At 73.4% G+C, this 19,013-nt stretch carries 16 protein-coding genes and 1 pseudogene; 13 read left to right on the forward strand and 4 right to left on the reverse strand.

What is annotated here, in order from left to right:
* Positions 1–7 precede the first annotated feature (7 nt).
* The 5 genes and pseudogenes from ACZ4V1_RS11555 to ACZ4V1_RS11575 all read left to right on the forward strand — a co-directional run bounded on the left by ACZ4V1_RS11555 (position 8) and on the right by ACZ4V1_RS11575 (position 4,881).
* The gene (locus ACZ4V1_RS11555; protein WP_468332946.1) at positions 8–823 is read left to right on the forward strand and encodes a hypothetical protein; all 816 of its coding nucleotides are present in this window, start codon (positions 8–10) and stop codon (positions 821–823) included.
* 49 nt (positions 824–872) lie between these two features.
* On the forward strand, positions 873–1,202 hold the full coding sequence (locus ACZ4V1_RS11560; protein ID WP_376674595.1) for a rhodanese-like domain-containing protein: 330 nt from the start codon (positions 873–875) through the stop codon (positions 1,200–1,202).
* 346 nt (positions 1,203–1,548) lie between these two features.
* Positions 1,549–2,508 carry a DUF5819 family protein gene (locus tag ACZ4V1_RS11565; protein WP_468332949.1) on the forward strand — a complete coding sequence of 320 codons (960 nt, stop codon included), beginning with the start codon at positions 1,549–1,551 and terminating at the stop codon, positions 2,506–2,508.
* Positions 2,505–3,767: pseudogene (locus tag ACZ4V1_RS11570) on the forward strand (HTTM domain-containing protein); the annotation flags it as partial. The gene ACZ4V1_RS11565 and the pseudogene ACZ4V1_RS11570, both read left to right, overlap by 4 nt.
* Before the next feature lie 352 nt (positions 3,768–4,119).
* On the forward strand, positions 4,120–4,881 hold the full coding sequence (locus ACZ4V1_RS11575) for a TrmH family RNA methyltransferase (protein WP_468332952.1): 762 nt from the start codon (positions 4,120–4,122) through the stop codon (positions 4,879–4,881).
* Between the two features lie 48 nt (positions 4,882–4,929).
* Here the strand turns inward: ACZ4V1_RS11575 and paaN are convergent, their stop codons facing one another.
* Complete coding sequence (gene paaN / locus ACZ4V1_RS11580) at positions 4,930–6,621, reverse strand: phenylacetic acid degradation protein PaaN (RefSeq protein WP_468332955.1); 1,692 nt, start codon at positions 6,619–6,621, stop codon at positions 4,930–4,932.
* Positions 6,622–6,805: 184 nt separating this feature from the next.
* Here paaN and ACZ4V1_RS11585 point away from each other — a divergent pair, with 184 nt between their 5' ends.
* Together ACZ4V1_RS11585 and ACZ4V1_RS11590 are read left to right on the forward strand one after the other, a co-directional pair.
* The gene (locus tag ACZ4V1_RS11585; protein WP_468332958.1) at positions 6,806–8,320 is read left to right on the forward strand and encodes a 3-hydroxyacyl-CoA dehydrogenase; all 1,515 of its coding nucleotides are present in this window, start codon (positions 6,806–6,808) and stop codon (positions 8,318–8,320) included.
* Entirely contained in the window at positions 8,317–8,919 is a 603-nt protein-coding gene (locus tag ACZ4V1_RS11590) for a TetR/AcrR family transcriptional regulator (RefSeq protein WP_468332961.1), read from the forward strand. The genes ACZ4V1_RS11585 and ACZ4V1_RS11590 overlap by 4 nt, the downstream gene beginning before the upstream one ends.
* Before the next feature lie 39 nt (positions 8,920–8,958).
* Here the strand turns inward: ACZ4V1_RS11590 and ACZ4V1_RS11595 are convergent, their stop codons facing one another.
* Positions 8,959–9,462, reverse strand: coding sequence for an Lrp/AsnC family transcriptional regulator (locus ACZ4V1_RS11595; RefSeq protein WP_468333533.1), 504 nt, complete (start codon positions 9,460–9,462; stop codon positions 8,959–8,961).
* A 189-nt stretch (positions 9,463–9,651) separates the two neighbouring features.
* On the opposite strand from ACZ4V1_RS11595, the gene pdhA reads away from it, so the two are divergent.
* From pdhA to ACZ4V1_RS11625, 6 genes are all read left to right on the forward strand, one after another.
* Positions 9,652–10,821 (forward strand): pyruvate dehydrogenase (acetyl-transferring) E1 component subunit alpha, encoded by a 1,170-nt coding sequence (pdhA, locus tag ACZ4V1_RS11600; RefSeq protein WP_468332964.1) that lies wholly within the window; start codon positions 9,652–9,654, stop codon positions 10,819–10,821.
* Entirely contained in the window at positions 10,818–11,822 is a 1,005-nt protein-coding gene (locus ACZ4V1_RS11605) for an alpha-ketoacid dehydrogenase subunit beta (RefSeq protein ID WP_468332967.1), read from the forward strand. Before pdhA ends, ACZ4V1_RS11605 begins: the two co-directional genes overlap by 4 nt.
* Positions 11,822–13,315 (forward strand): dihydrolipoamide acetyltransferase family protein, encoded by a 1,494-nt coding sequence (locus tag ACZ4V1_RS11610; RefSeq protein WP_468332970.1) that lies wholly within the window; start codon positions 11,822–11,824, stop codon positions 13,313–13,315. Before ACZ4V1_RS11605 ends, ACZ4V1_RS11610 begins: the two co-directional genes overlap by 1 nt.
* A 194-nt stretch (positions 13,316–13,509) precedes the next feature.
* Positions 13,510–14,493: an NTP transferase domain-containing protein gene (locus tag ACZ4V1_RS11615; RefSeq protein ID WP_468332973.1), complete on the forward strand. Its 984-nt coding sequence runs from the start codon at positions 13,510–13,512 to the stop codon at positions 14,491–14,493.
* Entirely contained in the window at positions 14,490–15,899 is a 1,410-nt protein-coding gene (locus ACZ4V1_RS11620) for a molybdopterin molybdotransferase MoeA (protein ID WP_468332976.1), read from the forward strand. The genes ACZ4V1_RS11615 and ACZ4V1_RS11620 overlap by 4 nt, the downstream gene beginning before the upstream one ends.
* The gene (locus ACZ4V1_RS11625) at positions 15,896–16,993 is read left to right on the forward strand and encodes a potassium channel family protein (RefSeq protein ID WP_468332979.1); all 1,098 of its coding nucleotides are present in this window, start codon (positions 15,896–15,898) and stop codon (positions 16,991–16,993) included. The genes ACZ4V1_RS11620 and ACZ4V1_RS11625 overlap by 4 nt, the downstream gene beginning before the upstream one ends.
* Before the next feature lie 27 nt (positions 16,994–17,020).
* On the opposite strand, the gene ACZ4V1_RS11630 is transcribed toward ACZ4V1_RS11625, so the two are convergent.
* Both ACZ4V1_RS11630 and ACZ4V1_RS11635 read right to left on the reverse strand, forming a co-directional pair.
* A complete protein-coding gene (locus ACZ4V1_RS11630) occupies positions 17,021–17,869 on the reverse strand; it encodes an ABC transporter permease (protein WP_468332981.1) in 849 nt (282 codons plus the stop codon).
* Positions 17,866–18,900, reverse strand: coding sequence for an ATP-binding cassette domain-containing protein (locus tag ACZ4V1_RS11635; RefSeq protein WP_468332984.1), 1,035 nt, complete (start codon positions 18,898–18,900; stop codon positions 17,866–17,868). Before ACZ4V1_RS11635 ends, ACZ4V1_RS11630 begins: the two co-directional genes overlap by 4 nt.
* Positions 18,901–19,013 lie beyond the last annotated feature (113 nt).

Raw genomic sequence — 19,013 nt, forward strand, 5'->3', positions numbered from 1 at the left:
TGGACGGGTGACGACGCCGGAAACTGAGCCCGAGCAGGGGGGTGCGCCGCGTCCCGAGGAACGGCTGGAACAGGCCGTACGGGCCGCCGAGCAGGCACTCATCGAGTACGAGATCGCACTGGAGACCTTCCGAGTGGAGGTCGAGAACTTCTCCCGGCTGCACGAACAGCGGCTCGGTCCGGTGTACGCGCGGCTCGAGGAGCTGGAGGCGCAGATCCTGGAGGCCAGGGCCGCCCGCACCGGTGATGCCGACGACCGGCGCCGGGCCGACGAGGCGCGGTCCCGGCTGATGCCGATCCCCGGGGTCGAGGAGCTGCTGAACGGCTGGATGGACGGGGACGGGCTGTTCCCGGAGGCCACGGCGATGCTCACGGACCAGCAGGTACGCCCCCCGCAGCGGGTGCGGCCGGGTGAGGAGGCCCGCAAGCTTTACCGCGAGCTGGTCCGCAAGGCCCACCCCGACCTGGCGCAGGAGGACGAGGAGCGGACCCGGCGCGAGGAGTTCATCACCCGCGTCAACGCCGCCTACGCCCGTGGCGACGCGGGCCGGCTGCGGGAGCTGGCCGCGGAGTGGGCCGCCGGCCCGGCGCCCGAGCGCCGCCCGAGCCGAGGAGAGGAGCTGTACGCCCGCCTCGAGTGGCTCGACCGGCGCAAGGAGATGCTCACGCTGCTCGCCAAGGAGCTGGAGGAGAGCGCGATCGGCGGCATGCTCCGGCTGGCCCCGGACGACCCCGACCGGCTGCTGGAGGAGATCGCCGAGCAGTTGGCGACCCAGGTGCGGGAGCGGGAGGCCGAGCTGGCGGCGGCGCTCGGGCGGGCCTGAGCCGGACGGTGGCTCCGGTAGCGTCTGAGGCATGAGTTTCGGAGCTGGTGTGCCCACGGTGGAGGTCACGGACCTCAAGGACGGCGACTTCCTGCTGGACGTCCGCGAGGACGACGAGTGGCAGGCGGGTCACGCCGCCGGGGCACTGCACATTCCCATCAGCGAGTTCGTGGCCCGTTACGGTGAGCTGACCGAGGCCGCGCCCCAGGACGGCCGGATCCACGTGATCTGCCGCTCCGGCGGTCGCTCGGCGCAGGTCACCATGTATCTGGCCCAGCAGGGCATCGACGCCGTGAACGTGGACGGCGGCATGCAGGTGTGGGCCGCGGCAGGCCGTCCCGTGGTGGACGGGAAGGGCGAACCGGGGCACGTTCTCTAGGGCCGCCCGTCCGCCCGTCCGTCCGTCCGTCCGTCCGTGCCGGGTTTGTCGGCGGGGTGTCTCCGAGGCATCTCCACGCCTCTCCTGGGCGTCTCCTGGGCGTCTCCGAGGTGTCTACGCTTCGCCTCCGGATCGCCCGGTGCCGCCTCGGGTGGTTGGCGCGCGGTGGTGGATGTGGTGACGGGTGTGGTGACGGCCACGTTGCGGTCGGTCCGCCGGGGCTGTGCGGGCGGGCGGTCCTGAGTACCGTTCCCGTTCGAACGCTGCCGAGCAGCCGCACGAGTGGTGCGCGGGCGCCAGGCGGCGGGGCGGACGGAACGACGGATCGGGACCGGAACGGGGCGGAATGGACGCGTACGACACAGGCTCGGACGCCCGGCAGGGGCGGGACGAGCCGGGGCGCCGGAACGCACTGAACCGACCGGACCGACCGGACCGACCGGACCGACCGGTTGAAGGGACCGGCGAGGCCGGCGGGATCGGCGAGACCGGCACCGAGACCGCGTCCGGGCACGGGACCGGCACCGAGACCGCGCCCAGGCCCGGGACCGGCACCGAGACCGGGCCCGAGCCCGAGATCGGCACCGGCACCGTGCCCGGGACCGGCACCGAGACCGGCACCCTCGCGGCCACCGCGAAGCCCTCTGCCGGTGTCGCGGCGCTCTCCCCGCGCTACCAGGTCGCTGCCGTGGTCGCCCTCGCGGTCGTCGCCGTCGCCGTCTGCGCCCACATAGGCCTGGTGTTCCTGCACGTGGCCCCGTCGAACACCCTCACCAAGCAGCACGGCGCCGCGGTGGACGAGTGGATCTTCCCGGAGTTCGAACAGAACTGGAAGCTGTTCGCGCCCAACCCGCTCCAGCAGAACGTCTCCGTCCAGGTCCGCGCGGAGGTGAGCACGGCGGACGGCGCGATACGCACGACCGGCTGGTACGACCTGTCCGCCGAGGACGGCCGGAGCATCGACGGCAATCCGCTGCCGAGCCACACCCAGCAGAACGAACTCCGCCGGGCCTGGGACTTCTTCGTCGCCACCCACGACTCCGACGACCGTCCGGTGGGCCTGCGGGGCACGCTGTCCGAGACGTATCTGCGCCGCATCGCGGTCCTGCGCCTGGACCGGAACGACGCCGCCGGACCCGGCGGTGTCGTCGAGCGCGTCCAGTACCGTTCCCGGACCACCAACGTGGAGCCGCCCTCGTGGAGCGGTGAGAAGGTCTCCGACCGGCCGGCCTACCGTGAGCTGCCCTGGTGGCCGGTGTCCGGCGACGAGAAGGCCGGCGACGCGCGTGAAGGGGGCGCCGCGTGAACGGCATCGCCCTCTCGGTCTCCCGCGGCATCGCCCGGGTCACCGGCGCCGCGCTCGGCCCGTACCAGACCGCCGTGATCCGCATCGGCTTCAGCGCCACCTGGCTGCTCTTCCTGCTGCGCGAAATTCCCCACCGCTACGAGCTGTACGGTCCCGACAGCCCCTGGAGCCACGGCCTCGCCGAGCAACTGATCGCGGACAACGGCGCCTTCACGGCGCTGATGTGGTCCGACGGGCGGGCCTGGTTCGAGATCGTCTACGCGTTGGCCGTCCTGAGCAGCGTGCTGCTCCTGCTCGGCTGGCGTACCCGCACCATGTCCGTCCTCTTCATGGTCGGCGTGCTCTCGCTGCAGAACCGCAGCGTGTTCATGGGGGACGGCGGCGACAACGTCCTGCACCTGATGAGCATCTACCTGGTCCTCACGCGCTGCGGCCAGGTCTGGTCCCTGGACGCGCGCCGGGCGCGGCGTGCGGACGAGGCACGCGCGCGCGGGCAGCGTGTCGTGGACCGGGCCGGGCCGGTGCTGTGGTGCGTGTTCGGCTTCGTGCTGCTCACGGTGACGCCGGCGGGCGGGCTGGACGGCGACTGGTTCGTCCCGGCGCTGCTGTGGGCGGTGTGGGTCGCGCAGGGCCTGTGGTGGGCCGCGGGGCGCGGTGCCGGGAGCGGCGAGCCGCGGGCCCTGCTCGACGTGGTCACCAACATCGTGCACAACGGCGCACTGGTCGTGATCATGGCCGAGGCGTGTCTGATCTACGCGACCGCGGGCTGGTACAAGATCCAGGGATCACGCTGGCAGGACGGCACCGCGGTCTACTACCCGCTGCACCTCGACTACTTCTCGCCCTGGCCCGCCCTCTCCGACGCGCTGGCCGCCAACGGCACGATGGTCATGCTCATCACCTACGGCACGGTCGCCGTGCAGGTCGCGTTCCCGTTCACGCTGTTCAACCGGCGGGTCAAGAACGTGCTGCTGGCCGCCATGATGACCGAGCACGCGGTGATCGCCGTGGTGCTGGGGCTGCCGTTCTTCTCGCTGGCGATGATCGCCGCCGACGCGGTCTTCCTGCCGACTTCGTTCCTGCGCCGCCTCGGCCGCTGGGCGGCACGCGCGCGTGCCGGGACGCCGGGCCGGCTGACGGCCGGGCGGGTCGGGGGCCGTACGGCGATGGTGCCCCGGCCCCGTGCGCGGACGGGCCACGAGGTCACAGGGGTCCCGGGCGCCCGGGACGAAGGCGCTCGGGACGGAAGTGCTCGGGACGGAAGTGCTCGGGGCGGAAGTGCTCGGGGCGGAAGTGCTCGGGACGAAGACGCGTGGGACGACGTCACAGAGGATGCGAGCCGGGCGGCGAAGCTGCCGGAGCCGAAGGTGGCGGAGCCGAAGGTGCCGGAGCCGAAGGTGCCGGAGCCGGAGCTGCCGGAGCCGAAGGTGGCGGAGCCGGAGCTGCCGGGGGCGGAGCTGCCGGAGCTGGAGCTGCCGGGGGCGGAGCTGCCGGAGCCGAAGGTGGCGGAGCCGAAGGTGGTGGAGCCGGAGCTGCCGGAGGCAAGGGTGCCGGAGACAAGGACGCCGGGGACGAAAAGGGCACCGAGTACGGGCACGTAGGCTGCCGGGCATGACCGACCCAGACCCGCTGGCCGCCTGGCGCCGGCACGCCGGGCCGTGCGTGCTGCTCGACGGGTTCCACGCCCTCAAGCACGCGCTGCGTTTCGGCGCCGAAGTCCCGGTGGCCGTCACCGCCGACCGCGCGGGCGCCCTCGCCCTGGCCGCGGAGCTGGCGCCGGACGTGCGGGAGGCGCTGGACGGTCTGCTGGTCGAGGTGGAGCACGAGGAGTACGCCTCGCTCGTGTCGCGCCCGCATCCCACCGCCGTGGCCGCCCTGGCCGTACGGCCCTCGCGTACGGCCGGACTGCGGGCGCTGGCGCACACGCCCCGCCGTGCGCCGGTCGTGGTCCTCGACCAGCCGCGCAATCTCGGCAACGCGGGGGCGGTGATCCGGCTGGCCGCCGGTTTCGGGGCGACCGGTGTGGTCACCACGGGCCCGCTCGACCCGTGGCACCCCACGGTGGTGCGCGGCGGGGCGGGGCTGCACTTCGCGACCGCCGTGGAGCGGCTGGAGGTGGCGGAGCTGCCGCACGGGCCGGTGTTCGCGCTGGATCCGGAGGGCGAGGACATCCGCGGGCTGAAGCTGCCGGACGACGCGCTGCTCGCCTTCGGCTCCGAGCGCAGCGGGCTGTCGCGGGATCTGCGCGCGCGGGCCGACCATCTGGTGGCGCTGCCGATGCGCCCCCAGGTCTCCAGCTACAACCTCGCGACCAGTGTGGCCATGACGCTGTACCACTGGAGCGCCGCCGGGGGCGCGGTCCGGAGCTCCTAGTGCCGGTCCGGCGGATCAGGCCGCGGGAAAGGCCCTGACGAAGCACTCCTAGGCCTGGCGCCGGACCTCCACCACCCGGAAGCGGTTGGCCACGAACGCGCCGTCGCACAGGGCGGCGTTGGCCGCCGGGTTGCCGCCCGAGCCGTGGAAGTCGGAGAAGGCGGCCGTCTGGTTGACGTACACCCCGCCGGTGAGGTTGAGGGACAGCTGGGCCGCCTCCTCCAGGCAGGCCTCCTGCACGGACTGCTCGACCTCCGCGTCGGTCGTGTACGCGCCCACCGTCATCGCGCCCTTCTCCCGGATGCTGTGCCGCAGCAGCTCCACGGCGTGCCGTGCGGAGTCGACGGCGACGGCGAAGGAGACGGGGCCGAAGCACTCGCTGGTGTAGGCGGCCTCGTCGTCGGGCTTGGCGCCGTCCAGTTTGACGATCACCGGGGTGCGCACGACCGCGTCCGGGAAGTCCGGGTTGGTCACCTCGCGCGAGGCCAGGGCCACCTCGCCGAGGCCGGCGGCGGCCTCCAGGCGGGCCTTGACGTCCGGGTTGACGATCGCGCCGAGCAGGGCGTTCGCGCGGGCGTCGTCGCCGAGGAGTCCGTCGACGGCGCGTGCCAGGTCGGCGGTCACCTCGTCGTAGGTCTTCGGGCCCTGGTCGGTGCGGATGCCGTCGCGGGGGATCAGCAGGTTCTGCGGGGTGGTGCACATCTGGCCGCTGTAGAGGGAGAGGGAGAAGGCCAGGTTGGCGAGCATCCCCTTGTAGTCGTCGGTGGAGTCGACGATCACCGTGTTCACGCCGGCCTTCTCGGTGAAGACCTGGGCCTGGCGGGCGTTGGCCTCCAGCCAGTCGCCGAAGGAGGTGGAGCCGGTGTAGTCGATGATCCGGATCTCGGGGCGGGTCGCCAGGGTCTTGGCGATGCCCTCGCCGGGACGCTCGGCGGCCAGCGCGACCAGGTTCGGGTCGAAACCGGCCTCGGTGAGCACGTCGCGGGCCACCCGCACGGTGAGCGCGAGCGGCAGCACCGCGCGCGGGTGGGGCTTGACCAGGACCGCGTTGCCGGTGGCGAGGGAGGCGAACAGGCCCGGGTAGCCGTTCCAGGTCGGGAAGGTGTTGCAGCCGATGACCAGGCCGATGCCGCGCGGGACCGGCGTGAACTGCTTGGTGAGCGCGAGCGGGTCGCGCTTGCCCTGCGGCTTGGTCCACTCCGCCGCGTCGGGGGTGCGGGCCTGCTCCACGTACGCGTACGCCACGGCTTCCATGCCGCGGTCCTGTGCGTGCGGGCCGCCCGCCTGGAAGGCCATCATGAAGGCCTGTCCGGAGGTGTGCATGACCGCCTGGGCGAACTCCATCGTCCGGTCGGCGATCCGCCGCAGGATCTCCAGGCAGACCATCGCGCGCAGCTCCGCGCCCGCGTCCCGCCACGCCCTCTGGCCGGCCTTCATGGCGGGCAGCAGCACGTCGAGGTCGGCGTGCGGGTACTCGACGCCCAGCTCGACGCCGTACGGGGAGACCTCGCCGCCGACCCAGTCGTCGGTGCCGGGCTGGCCGAGGTCGAGGCGGGTGCCGAGCAGGGCGTTGAAGGCGGCCTTGCCCGCGGCCATGTCCAGGCTGCCGTTCTCCCCGTAGGCCTTCGGGTGCTCGGGGTGGGGGGACCAGTACGCGCGCGTGCGGATCGTCTCCAGTGCCAGATCCAGGGTCGGCCGGTGCTGGGCGATCAGCTGGTGTGCGGTGAGTTCGGCGGCCATGCGGGACCAACTCCTCGTCTTTCACGAACTCGCCGTCGACTACTCGTCGACTCTCCGTCGAGTCCGTGGACCTGGGGGAAACCTGGGCAGAAACAGGCGGACACGGCTAGAGTAACCGAACGATCGGTCGGGACAAGGGGGACCGCCGCATCTGTGGAAAACCCCGTGCGGGAGGATCGCGCACATGACAGCACTCGACCTCAGCAGCCCCGTGGCCGTCGTCGGCACCGGCACCATGGGCCAGGGCATCGCCCAGGTGGCGCTGGTCGCGGGCCATCCCGTACGGCTGTACGACGCCGTGCCCGGGCGGGCCCGGGAAGCGGCGGACGCGATCGGCGCACGGCTCGACCGGCTCGTCGAAAAGGAACGCCTCACCGGCGCCGAGCGGGACGCGGCCCGCGCCCGGCTCCGGCCCGCCGAGACCCTCGCCGACCTCGCCGGCTGCGCGCTGGTCGCCGAGGCGGTCCTGGAGCGGCTGGACGTCAAGCAGGAGCTGTTCCGCGCGCTGGAGGACGTCGTCGGCGACGACTGCCTGCTCGCCACCAACACCTCCTCCCTGTCCGTCACCGCCGTCGGCGGCGCGCTCCGCGTCCCCGGACGCTTCGTCGGCCTGCACTTCTTCAACCCCGCGCCGCTGCTGCCGTTGGTGGAGGTGGTCTCCGGCTTCGCGACCGACCCCGCGTCGGCCACGCGCGCGTACGAGACGGCCCGCGCCTGGGGCAAGACCCCGGTCGCCTGCGCCGACACCCCTGGCTTCGTCGTCAACCGCGTCGCCCGGCCCTTCTACGCCGAGGCCCTCGCGGTCCACGAGCTGCGGGCCGCCGACCCGGCCACCATCGACGCGGTGCTGCGCGGGTCCGGCGGCTTCAGGATGGGCGCCTTCGAGCTGACCGACCTCATCGGGCAGGACGTCAACGAGTCCGTCACGCACTCCGTGTGGCAGTCGTTCTTCCAGGACGCGCGCTTCACGCCGTCGCTCGCCCAGCGCCGCCTGGTCGAGTCCGGCCGGCTCGGCCGCAAGAGCGGACAGGGCTGGTACGACTACCGGGACGGCGCCGAACGGCCCGAGCCGCACACCGCCGGACCGGCCGGCCGGCCCGCGTACGTCGTCGTCGAGGGGGGCCTGGGGCCCGCCGCCGAACTGGTCACGCTGATCCGTGAGGCGGGCATCGAGGTCCGCGAGGACGACGAGGGCGCCGGCTCGCTCGTGCTGCCCGGCGGCGGCCGGCTCCGCCTCGCCGACGGGCGCACCTCGGCCGAACTCGGCGGTGTCGTCCACTTCGACCTCGCCCTCGACTACCGCCGGGCCACCCGCGTCGCCCTCGCCCCGGCCGAGACCACCCCGCCCCGTGCCCTCGCCGAGGCCACCGGCCTCTTCCAGGCGCTCGGCAAGAAGGTCAGCGTCGTCGGCGACGTGCCCGGCATGATCGTGGCGCGGACGGTCGCGCGGATCGTCGACCTGGCGCACGACGCGGTCGCCCGGGGCGTGGCCTCGGCCCAGGACGTCGACACCGCGATGCGCCTCGGCGTGAACTACCCGCTCGGGCCGCTCGAGTGGGGCCGCCGGCTGGGACCCCGGTGGGTGTACGAACTGCTCGGTGAGCTGCACGTGCGTGAGCCCTCCGGGCGGCACGCCCCGTCCCTCGCGCTGCACCGCCACGCGCACGCCTCCGACGCAGAGGAGGGCACCCCCTCATGAGCACCGCCAAGCGCGACACGTACACGCCCGAGACGCTGCTGTCCGTCGCCGTGCAGGTCTTCATCGAGCGCGGCTACGACGGCACCTCCATGGAGCACCTCTCCAAGGCCGCCGGCATCTCCAAGTCGTCGATCTACCACCACGTCACGGGCAAGGAGGAGCTGTTGCGCCGGGCCGTGAGCCGGGCCCTGGACGAGCTCTTCGGCATCCTCGACGAGGAACACGCGCGCGCGGGGACCGCCGCCGAGCGGCTGGAGTACGTCGTGCGGCGCATGGTCGAGGTGCTCATGGCCGAACTGCCGTACGTCACGCTGCTGCTGCGCGTGCGCGGCAACACCGGCACCGAGCGGTGGGCACTGGAGCGGCGGCGCGAGTTCGACCACCGCGTCGCCGACCTGCTGAAGGCCGCCGCGGCCGAGGGGGACGTCCGCGCGGACGTGGAGGTCCGGCTCGCGACGCGCCTGGTCTTCGGCATGATCAACTCGATCGTCGAGTGGTACCGCCCCGCCGGGCCCGACGGCCGGGGCGGCGCGGGCGAGCGCGAAGTGGTCGACGCGGTGGCGCGGTTGGTGTTCGGAGGGCTGCGCAAGGCCTCGTGAGCGGGATCGGCGGGCTCCACCGGGCTCCCGGCCCGGCGGTCAGCTCTGCGGTTCGAGGTCCTCGGTCTCGAACACCAGCAGGGTGCGCGTGCTGAGGACCTCCGGGATGGCCTGGAGGCGGGTGAGCACCAGCTCGCGCAGCGCCCTGTTGTCCGGGGTGTGCACCAGCAGCAGGACGTCGAAGTCGCCGCCCACCAGGGCGATGTGCGAGGCACCGGGGAGCTGCCGTAGCTGCGCGCGGACCGTGCGCCAGGAGTTCTGCACGATCTTCAGGGTGATGTACGCCGAGGTGCCGTGCCCCGCGCGCTCGTGGTCGACTCGGGCGCCGAAGCCGCGGATGACGCCGTCCTCGACGAGCCGGTTGATGCGCGCGTAGGCGTTGGCGCGCGAGACGTGCACCCGCTCGGCGACCGAGCGTATCGAGGCGCGGCCGTCCGCCTGGAGCATGCGCAGGATGTCCTGATCGATGGCGTCCAGCGGGCGCGGGGGCGGCGGGCCGCCGGCGTCGTCCGGGCCGTCGGCCTCCTCCGGGCGTTCGGCCATTTGTTCAGATGCCATGTGCCCCCACCTCCCTACCATGGACGTACTGCGTCCATCTCAGGCTGTGGAGAACCGTTTGTCCACAGCCTGGGGGTGCCTGTAGCCAAACTGTGCCGGCGACCGAACAATCGGTAGGTGAGGCCCGTCACACCCGTGGCGAGCCCAGAGCCGCTCCCACGAGGAGGTGCCGTCATGACGGTCATGGAGCAGCGGGGCGCTTACCGGCCCACACCGCCGCCCGCCTGGCAGCCCCGTACCGACCCCGCGCCGCTGCTGCCCGACGCGGAGCCGTACCGGGTCCTCGGCACGAAGGCCGCCGAGCAGGCGGACCCCGAGCTGCTGCGCACGCTGTACGCCCGGCTGGTCGCCGGCCGACGCTACAACGCGCAGGCTACGGCGCTGACCAAGCAGGGCCGGCTGGCCGTCTACCCCTCCAGCACCGGTCAGGAGGCCTGCGAGGTCGCCGCCGCGCTGGCCCTCGAGGAGCGGGACTGGCTCTTCCCCAGCTACCGCGACACGCTCGCCGTCGTCGCCCGCGGCGTCGACCCCGTCGAGGCCCTCACCCTGCTGCGCGGCGACTGGCACACCGGCTACGACCCCTACGAGCACCGGGTCGCGCCCCTGTCCACGCCGCTGGCCACCCAGTTGCCGCACGCCGTGGGCCTCGCGCACGCCGCCCGGCTCAAGGGCGACGACGTGGTCGCGCTGGCGATGGTCGGCGACGGCGGCACCAGCGAGGGCGACTTCCACGAGGCGTTGAACTTCGCCGCGGTCTGGCAGGCCCCGGTCGTCTTCCTCGTGCAGAACAACGGCTTCGCGATCTCCGTTCCGCTCGCCAAGCAGACCGCGGCCCCGTCGCTGGCCCACAAGGCCGTCGGCTACGGCATGCCCGGCCGCCTGGTCGACGGCAACGACGCAGCCGCCGTGCACGAGGTCCTCACCGACGCCGTACGCCACGCGCGCGCGGGCGGCGGCCCCACGCTGGTGGAGGCGGTGACGTACCGCGTGGAGGCGCACACCAACGCCGACGACGCGACGCGCTACCGGGGCGACGCCGAGGTCGAGACCTGGCGCCGGCACGACCCGATCGAGCTGCTGGAGCGGGAGCTGACCGAGCGCGGCCTGCTCGACGAGGAGGGAGCCCGGGCCGCCCGCGAGGACGCCGAGACCATGGCCGCGGACCTGCGCGCCCGCATGAACCAGGACCCGCGGCTCGATCCGATGGACCTGTTCGCCCACGTCTACGCCGAGCCCACGCCGCAGCTGCGCGCGCAGCGGGACCTGCTGCGCGCGGAGCTGGCGGCCGAAGCGGAGGCGGAGACCGGGCCCGGATCCGGGGCGCCCGAAGGGGGACACCGATGACCACTGTCGCCGTCAAGCCGGCCACCATGGCGCAGGCCCTCACGCGCGCGCTGCGCGACGCCATGGCCGCCGACCCGGGCGTGCACGTCATGGGCGAGGACGTGGGTGCCCTCGGCGGCGTCTTCCGGGTCACCGACGGACTCGCCGAGGAGTTCGGCGAGGACCGCTGCACGGACACCCCGCTCGCCGAGGCCGGCATCCTCGGCACGGCCGTCGGCATGGCGATGTACGGGCTGCGCCCGGTCGTGGAGATGCAGTTCGACGCCTTCGCCTACCCGGCGTTCGAGCAGGTCGTCAGCCACGTGACCAAGATGCGCAACCGCACGCGCGGCAGGATGCCCCTGCCGCTGACCATCCGCGTCCCCTACGGCGGCGGCATCGGCGGCGTCGAGCACCACAGCGACTCGTCCGAGGCGTACTACATGGCGACTCCGGGGCTCCATGTCGTCACGCCCGCGACCGTCGCCGACGCGTACGGCCTGCTGCGCGCGTCCATCGCCTCCGACGACCCGGTGGTCTTCCTCGAACCCAAGCGTCTGTACTGGTCGAAGGACGCCTGGAACCCGGAGGAGCCGGCACCCGTTGAGCCGGTAGGCCGCGCGGTGGTGCGGCGCCCCGGCCGGAGCGCCACACTCATCACGTACGGGCCGTCGCTGGTCGCCTGCATGGAGGCGGCCGAGGCGGCCCGGGCCGAGGGCTGGGACCTCGAAGTCGTCGATCTGCGCTCCCTGGTGCCGTTCGACGACGAGACGGTGTGCGCTTCGGTGCGGCGGACGGGACGCGCGGTCGTCGTCCACGAGTCGGGTTCCTTCGGGGGCCCGGGCGGGGAGATCGCGGCCCGGGTCACGGAGCGCTGCTTCCACCACCTGGAGGCGCCGGTGCTGCGTGTGGCCGGGTTCGACATCCCGTATCCGCCGCCGATGCTGGAGCGCCACCACCTGCCCGGTGTGGACCGGATCCTGGACGCCGTGGGGCGCCTGCAGTGGGAGGCCGAAAGCTGATGGCACAGGTGCTGGAATTCAAGCTCCCCGATCTCGGTGAGGGGCTCACCGAGGCGGAGATCGTGCGCTGGCTGGTCGAGGTCGGTGACGTGGTCACCGTCGACCAGCCCGTTGTCGAGGTGGAGACGGCCAAGGCGATGGTCGAGGTGCCCTGCCCCTACGGCGGCGTGGTCACCGGCCGCTTCGGCGAGGAGGGGACGGAGCTGCCCGTCGGAGCGCCGCTGCTGACGGTGGCGGTGGGCGAGGGAGCCGCCGACGCCCCGGCGCGGGACTCGGACACCGGCGGCGGCGCGGCCGAGGGCACCGCGGCCGATCCGTCCGGGGCGGACCGGCCCCCGGCCGACCGTTCCGGGGCCGACCGTTCCGGGGCCGACGGGTCCCCGGCCGACCGGTCCCGGGACGATCAGGTGAAGGCCGAGCAGGCGCGGGCCGAGGGATCGGGCAACGTCCTGGTCGGATACGGCACCTCGGAGGCGCCGGCGCGCCGCCGCCGGGTACGGCCGGACCGGCAGGCAGCCGCCCCGGCGGTGACCGGGCGGGCGAACGGCAGGGTCCGCGCCGCCGAGCCGGTGGACGGCCCCGTCCCCGTCATCTCCCCCCTGGTACGCAGGCTGGCCCGGCAGAACGACCTGGACCTGCGCGAGCTGACCGGCTCCGGCCCGGACGGGCTGATCCTGCGGGCGGACGTGGAGTACGCGCTGCGAGCCGCCGCCGCACAGGGCGGCCGTACGGCGGTCCGGGAAGGCCGGGCCGGGACGACCGGCCGGGCACCGGTGGCCCCCGCGTCCTCCGTCGCGCGCTCCGGCGGCGTCCGCACCCCCCTCAAGGGCGTCCGCGGCGCCGTCGCCGACAAGCTCTCCCGCAGTCGGCGCGAGATCCCCGACGCGACCTGCTGGGTGGACGCCGACGCGACCGAGCTGATGCGGGCGCGCACCGCGATGAACGCCGCCGGCGGGCCGAAGGTCTCCCTCGTCGCGCTGCTGGCCCGGATCTGCACGGCCGCCCTGGCCCGCTTCCCGGAGCTGAATGCCACGGTCGACACGGAGGCCCGGGAGATCGTCCAGCTCGACCACGTCGACCTCGGCTTCGCCGCCCAGACGGACCGGGGGCTGGTCGTGCCGGTCGTCCGGGACGCGCACGCGCGGAACGCCGAGTCGCTCACCGCCGAGTTCGCCCGGCTGACCGACGCGGCCCGGGCCGGGCGGCTGACCCCCGGTGAACTGACCGGCGGCACCTTCACGTTGAACAACTACGGGGTGTTCGGCGTCGACGGCTCCACGCCGATCATCAACCACCCCGAGGCGGCCATGCTCGGCGTCGGCCGCATCGTCCCCAAGCCCTGGGTGCACGAAGGGGAGCTGGCGGCGCGTCAGGTCGTCCAGCTGTCGCTCACCTTCGACCACCGGGTGTGCGACGGCGGCACGGCGGGCGGCTTCCTGCGGTACGTGGCCGACTGCGTGGAACAGCCGTCGGTGCTGCTGCGCACTCTCTGACAGCGGTGTCGCAGCGGTGTCGCAGCGGCGTCCGCAGCGGCGCCGAACGCGGTGTCCACAGCGGCGCCGAAAGCGGCGGCAGCCGGCGCGGCAACCGGCGCAGCCCCGGTGCCGGCAGGGGCGCCGGTGCGCGCACCCTGATTGCGTGGCGTCCCCGCGTTCCCTGTGATCGCGCAGGGACGCATACTCGGGGGGTGACCGTGTACGAGCCCTCCCCCGGCACCGCCCCCGCGCCGGGATCCGATCCCTCCGATCCCTCCGGGAAGGACCCCGCCGGGTACGACGCCGTCGTGCTCGCCGGCGGGGCCGCCCGGCGGCTCGGCGGCGCGGACAAGCCCGGCCTGCGGGTGGGCGGCCGGGCACTGCTGGACCGGGTGCTCGTCGCCTGCGCCGGAGCACGCACCACCGTCGTCGTCGCCGAGCCCCGGCCCACCGGGCGCCCGGTGACCTGGGCGCGCGAGGAGCCCTCCGGCGGCGGACCGCTCGCCGCACTCGCCGCCGGCTTGCGGCACACCACGGCGGAGTACGTCGTGGTCCTCTCCGCCGACCTGCCCTTCCTCGCCGGCCCGGCCGTCGGGCGGCTGCTGTCGGAGCTCGCCGCGAGCGACGCCGACGGCGTGCTGCTCACCGACGCCGACGGCCGCGATCAGCCCCTCGTCGCCGCCTACCGCGCGCCCGCGCTGCGCCGCGAACTGGCCGTGCTCGCCCGGGACCGGGCAGACCTCGCCGGGCTTCCGCTGCGCCGCCTGACCGGCGCCCTCCGCCTCACTCGCGTCCCCGACGCCGTCGCCTCCTTCGACTGCGACACCTGGGACGACATCGCCACCGCAAGGGCACGCATCAGGGAGCATGGTCACGTGTTGGACGAATGGATCACCGCAGCCAAGGACGAGTTGGGCATCGACCTCGACGTCGACACCGGCGTCCTGCTCGACCTCGCCCGGGACGCCGCCCACGGGGTGGCCAGGCCCGCGGCCCCACTGACCACCTTCCTCGTCGGCTACGCGGCCGGACGCGCGGGAGGAGGTCCCGAGGCCGTCGCCGAGGCCGCCCGCAAGGCCGCCGCCCTCGCCCAGCGCTGGGCCGAGGAGGCCGCCGACGCCGGGCCCGCCCCCGCGGCGGGCAAACCCGACGTGGCGCCCGACGCCACACCCGACACCCGCCCGGACGCACGATGACCTCTCCCGGCACGCGGGCCGACGAGGAAGCGGAAGACCTCGACGTCGAGGAGGCGCTCGCCCTCGTGAAGGAGAACCCCGGCCCGCCCCACGGCGACCACGACCGCACGGCGCCGCCCGGGCCCACCGCACACCAGGGTTCCCACGGCCCGCACGGTCAGCACGGTGCCCCCGGCGAGCAGGCCGGTTCCCAGCACCGCGCGACTCCCTGGCCCGAAGCCCGGGCGACCGCCGAGCGTGCCGCCCGGGCCGCCGTCCGGGCCGCCCGCCGCGCCCCGCTCTCCGCGCCCCTCGACGCCGCCCTGGGCCTCACCCTGGCCGCACCCCTCGCCGCCCTGACCGACCTGCCCTCCTTCGACACCTCCGCGATGGACGGCTGGGCCGTCGCCGGCCCGGGCCCCTGGTCGGTGCGTGACGAGGGCGTCCTGGCCGGACACGCGGAGCCCGCGCCCCTCACCGACGGCGAGGCCGTGCGTATCGCCACCGGCGCCCGCATCCCCCTGGAGACCACCGCCGTCCTGCGCACCGAGCACGGCCGCACCGACGGCAAGGGCCGGCTGCAGGCGACCCGGGAGGTCGTCCACGGCCAGGACATCCGCCCGCGCGGTCAGGAGTGCCGCAGCGGCGACCAGTTGCTGCCGGTCGGCACCCTGGTGACGCCGGCCGTACTGGGCCTCGCGGCAGCCGCCGGATACGACACGCTCACCGCGGTCCACCGCCCCCGCGTCGACGTCCTGGTCCTCGGCGACGAACTGCTCACCGAAGGCCGCCCGCACGACGGCCTCATCCGGGACGCGCTCGGCCCGATGCTGCCGCCCTGGCTGCGGGCCCTGGGCGCCGACGTCCGCGCGGTCCGCCGGATCGGGGACGACGCCAAGGCCCTGCACCGCGCCGTCACCGCCTCCGGCGCCGACCTGATCGTCACGACCGGCGGCACCGCCGCGGGCCCCGTCGACCACGTCCACCCGGTCCTGAGCCGCATCGGCGCCGAACTCCTCGTGGACGGCGTCAGGGCGCGCCCCGGCCACCCGATGCTGCTGGCCCGGCTCAAGGACGACCAGCACCTCGTCGGCCTGCCCGGCAACCCTCTCGCCGCCGTCTCCGGACTGCTCACACTCGCCGAGCCGCTGCTGCGCACCCTCGCGGCCCGCCCGGCGCCCGAGCCGTACTCGCTGCCGCTGCTGGACGCGGTGCAGGGGCACCCGTACGACACCCGGCTCGTCCCCGTCGTGCTGCGAGGCGACGGTGCCGTGCCGCTGCACTACAACGGTCCGGCCATGCTGCGCGGCATCGCGGCCGCCGATGCCCTGGCCGTCGTGCCTCCGGGCGGGGCGCGTCCGGGCCAGGAGGCCGAACTGCTCGACCTGCCCTGGGCCACCGGCGGGATCGGAGTGTGTTTCACGTGAAACTACCGGGCCAGGACGCGATCGCCCGCCAGGCGGACGAACACCTCGTGACCCATCGGGTGAAACTCCCGAGGAAGCTGGTGGAGCACCCGATCCGCCAGGTCGGCAAGCGGCTGTCCATCGCTCTGGTGGTCCTGGTGGCGACCGCCTTCATCGTCTACGCCGACCGCGACGGCTACAGCGACAGCTCCGACGACTCCGTCGACCTTCTCGACGCCTTCTACTACGCCACCGTCACCCTCTCCACCACCGGATACGGCGACATCGCCCCCGTCAGTGACGCCGCCCGGCTGACGAACATCCTGGTCATCACGCCCCTGCGCGTGCTGTTCCTGATCATCCTGGTCGGCACCACACTGGAAGCCCTCACCGAGCGCACTCGGGAGGAGTGGCGACTGACCCGCTGGAGGTCCACCTTGCGCGATCACACTGTCGTCGTCGGCTTCGGTACCAAGGGACGGTCGGCGATCCAGACCGTCTGCGCGACCGGGCTGCGCAAGGAGCAGGTCGTCGTGGTGGACCCCAGCGGGAAGGCCATCGAGGCGGCGACGGCACACGGCTACGCGGGCGTGGTCGGGGACGCGACGCGCAGCGATGTGCTGAACCGCGCCGAGGTGTACCGGGCGAGACAGATCATCGTCGCCACCCAGCGCGACGACACGGCGGTACTGGTGACGCTGACGGCCCGGCAGCTCAACCGGGGCGCGAAGATCGTGGTCGCGGTCCGCGAAGAGGAGAACGCGCCGCTGCTGAAGCAGTCCGGCGCCGACGCCGTGATCACCAGCGCCAGCGCCGCGGGCCGCCTGCTCGGGCTCTCCGTGCTCAGTCCCGCCGCCGGCATGGTCATGGAGGACCTCATCAGCCAGGGCAGCGGGCTGGACCTCGTCGAGCGGCCGGTCATAAAGGCCGAGGTGGGCAGGAACCCGCGCGAGACGGACGACCTGGTGGTGAGCGTCGTGCGCGGACACCGGGTGCTCGGCTACGACGACCCGGCCGTCGGCGGTCTGGAGCTGACGGACCGCCTGATCACGATCGTGCGGGCGACGCCGGCCACCCACGTGGCGCCCGACGCCCGCCCGCTGCCCCGCGACTGACGCGGCGCCGGCTGCGTACCGCGGAGGCTACTTGCGGTTGTAGAGCCGCATCGTCACCGGGCCGAAGACCAGGAGGAGCAGGCCCGCCCAGCCCAGCGTCCAGGCGATCTCGGTGCCGGGCCAGTCGCCCGCCATCAGGCCGCGCACCGCGGAGGCCAGGTGCGTGATCGGGCTGTTGTTGACGAACACCTGCAGCCAGCCCGGCATCGTCTTCGGGTCGACGAAGACGTTGGACAGGAAGGTGAGCGGGAAGATCACCATCATGCTGACGCTCATCACCGACTTCTCGGTGCGCAGCATCAGCCCGAACATCGTCCAGATCCACGAGAAGGCGAACGAGAACACCAGCAGCAACGCGATCCCGGCGACCACACCGCCGAACCCGCCGTCCGGCCGGTAGCCGAGCAGCAGACCCACGACGAGCATCACGACGGACGCGATCGTGTAGCGCAGCGCGTCGCCGAGCAGGTAGCCGACCATCGCCGAGGGCCGCCAGATCGGCAGTGAACGGAAGCGGTCGAAGACGCCCTTCTCGATGTCGACGTTCACCGAGACCCCGGTGTACATCGTGATCATCACGACCGACATCACCAGGATGCCCGGCAGCACGAACTGGATGTAGTCGCTCGGTGAACCCGCCAGCGCACCGCCGAAGAGGTACGTGAACATCAACAGGTTCATGATCGGGAAGGCGGTGACGTCGAAGAGCTGTTCCGGCACGTGCTTGATCTTGAGGATCGCGCGCCATCCGAACGTCAGGGACGTGGACAGGGCGCTGGGCCGGGGTGGCCGCTCCTTGGTGACCAGCAGGGCCGCCAGCGACTCCGTGCTGACCGCGGAGAGTTCCTTGCCCTCGGTGCTCGTGGCCGTACTCATGCCGCCACCTCGTCCTTCGTGTCAGGGCCGGTGCCGGTGCCGGTGCCGTTGCCGGTGCTCTGGCCGGTGTCGTGCCCGGTCAGCGCCAGGAAGACCTCGTCGAGGCTGGGCTGTCCCAGGGAGAAGTTGTCGACGGTGATGCCGGCCCTGGTCAGCTCGCCCAGCGCCTTGGCGGCCTGGTCGGCGGCCGTGTCGCTCGCCGCCACCCCGAGGCGCGCGGTCAGCGCCACCGGGTCGGGCTCCAGCTGCACCTCGGCGACCGGCAGGTCCCGCAGCAGCCGCTCGGCCTCGGGCCGCTGGTCGGCGTCCCGCAGCCGCAGATGGACGGAGCCCGCGCCGACGGACGCCTTCAGTTCTCCCTTGGTGCCCTCGGCGATCACCTTGCCCTTGTCGATGACGGCGATCCGGGACGCCAGCTGGTCGGCCTCGTCCAGGTACTGCGTGGTCAGCAGCACCGTCGTGCCCTGGGCGACGACCGCGCGCACGATGTCCCACACCTGGTTGCGGCTGCGCGGGTCGAGGCCGGTCGTCGGCTCGTCGAGGAAGAGCAGGTCGGGTGTGTTGAGGATGGACGCGGCGATGTCGATGCGCCGCCGCATGCCACCCGAGTAGTGCTTGACCTGCTTCGACGCCGCGTCCGTCAGCCCGAAGGCGGCCAGCAGCTGGTCGCCCCGCTGCCGCGCGGCCGTCTTGCCGTGCCCGAGGAGCCGGCCCAGCAGGATCAGGTTCTCGGTGCCGGTGAGGTCCTCGTCCACGGACGCGTACTGCCCGGTGAGGCTCACCCGGCTGCGTACCTCGTCCGCCTCGCGCACGATGTCGTGGCCGAAGACGTGGGCCTGGCCGCCGTCCGGTCGCAGGAGGGTGGCGAGCATCTTCACCGTGGTGGTCTTGCCGGCGCCGTTCGGGCCGAGGACGCCGTAGACCGTGCCTGCGGGTACCGCCAGGTCCACGCCGTCCACGGCCCGTGTCTCGCCGAACGTCTTCACCAGCCCCGCGGTCTCGATCGCGAGTCCGGACGTGTGCGTACTCATTGATGGTCCTTCCGCGTTCTTCGGCTACGCAGGGGAAGATCTTCACAGTCGCGCAATCTCATCGGTCGCGCACAGGGATTTTCCGGGGGACGGTCCGAAATACCGAGGACGGT

This window comes from Streptomyces sp. NPDC028991, assembly GCF_055564775.1.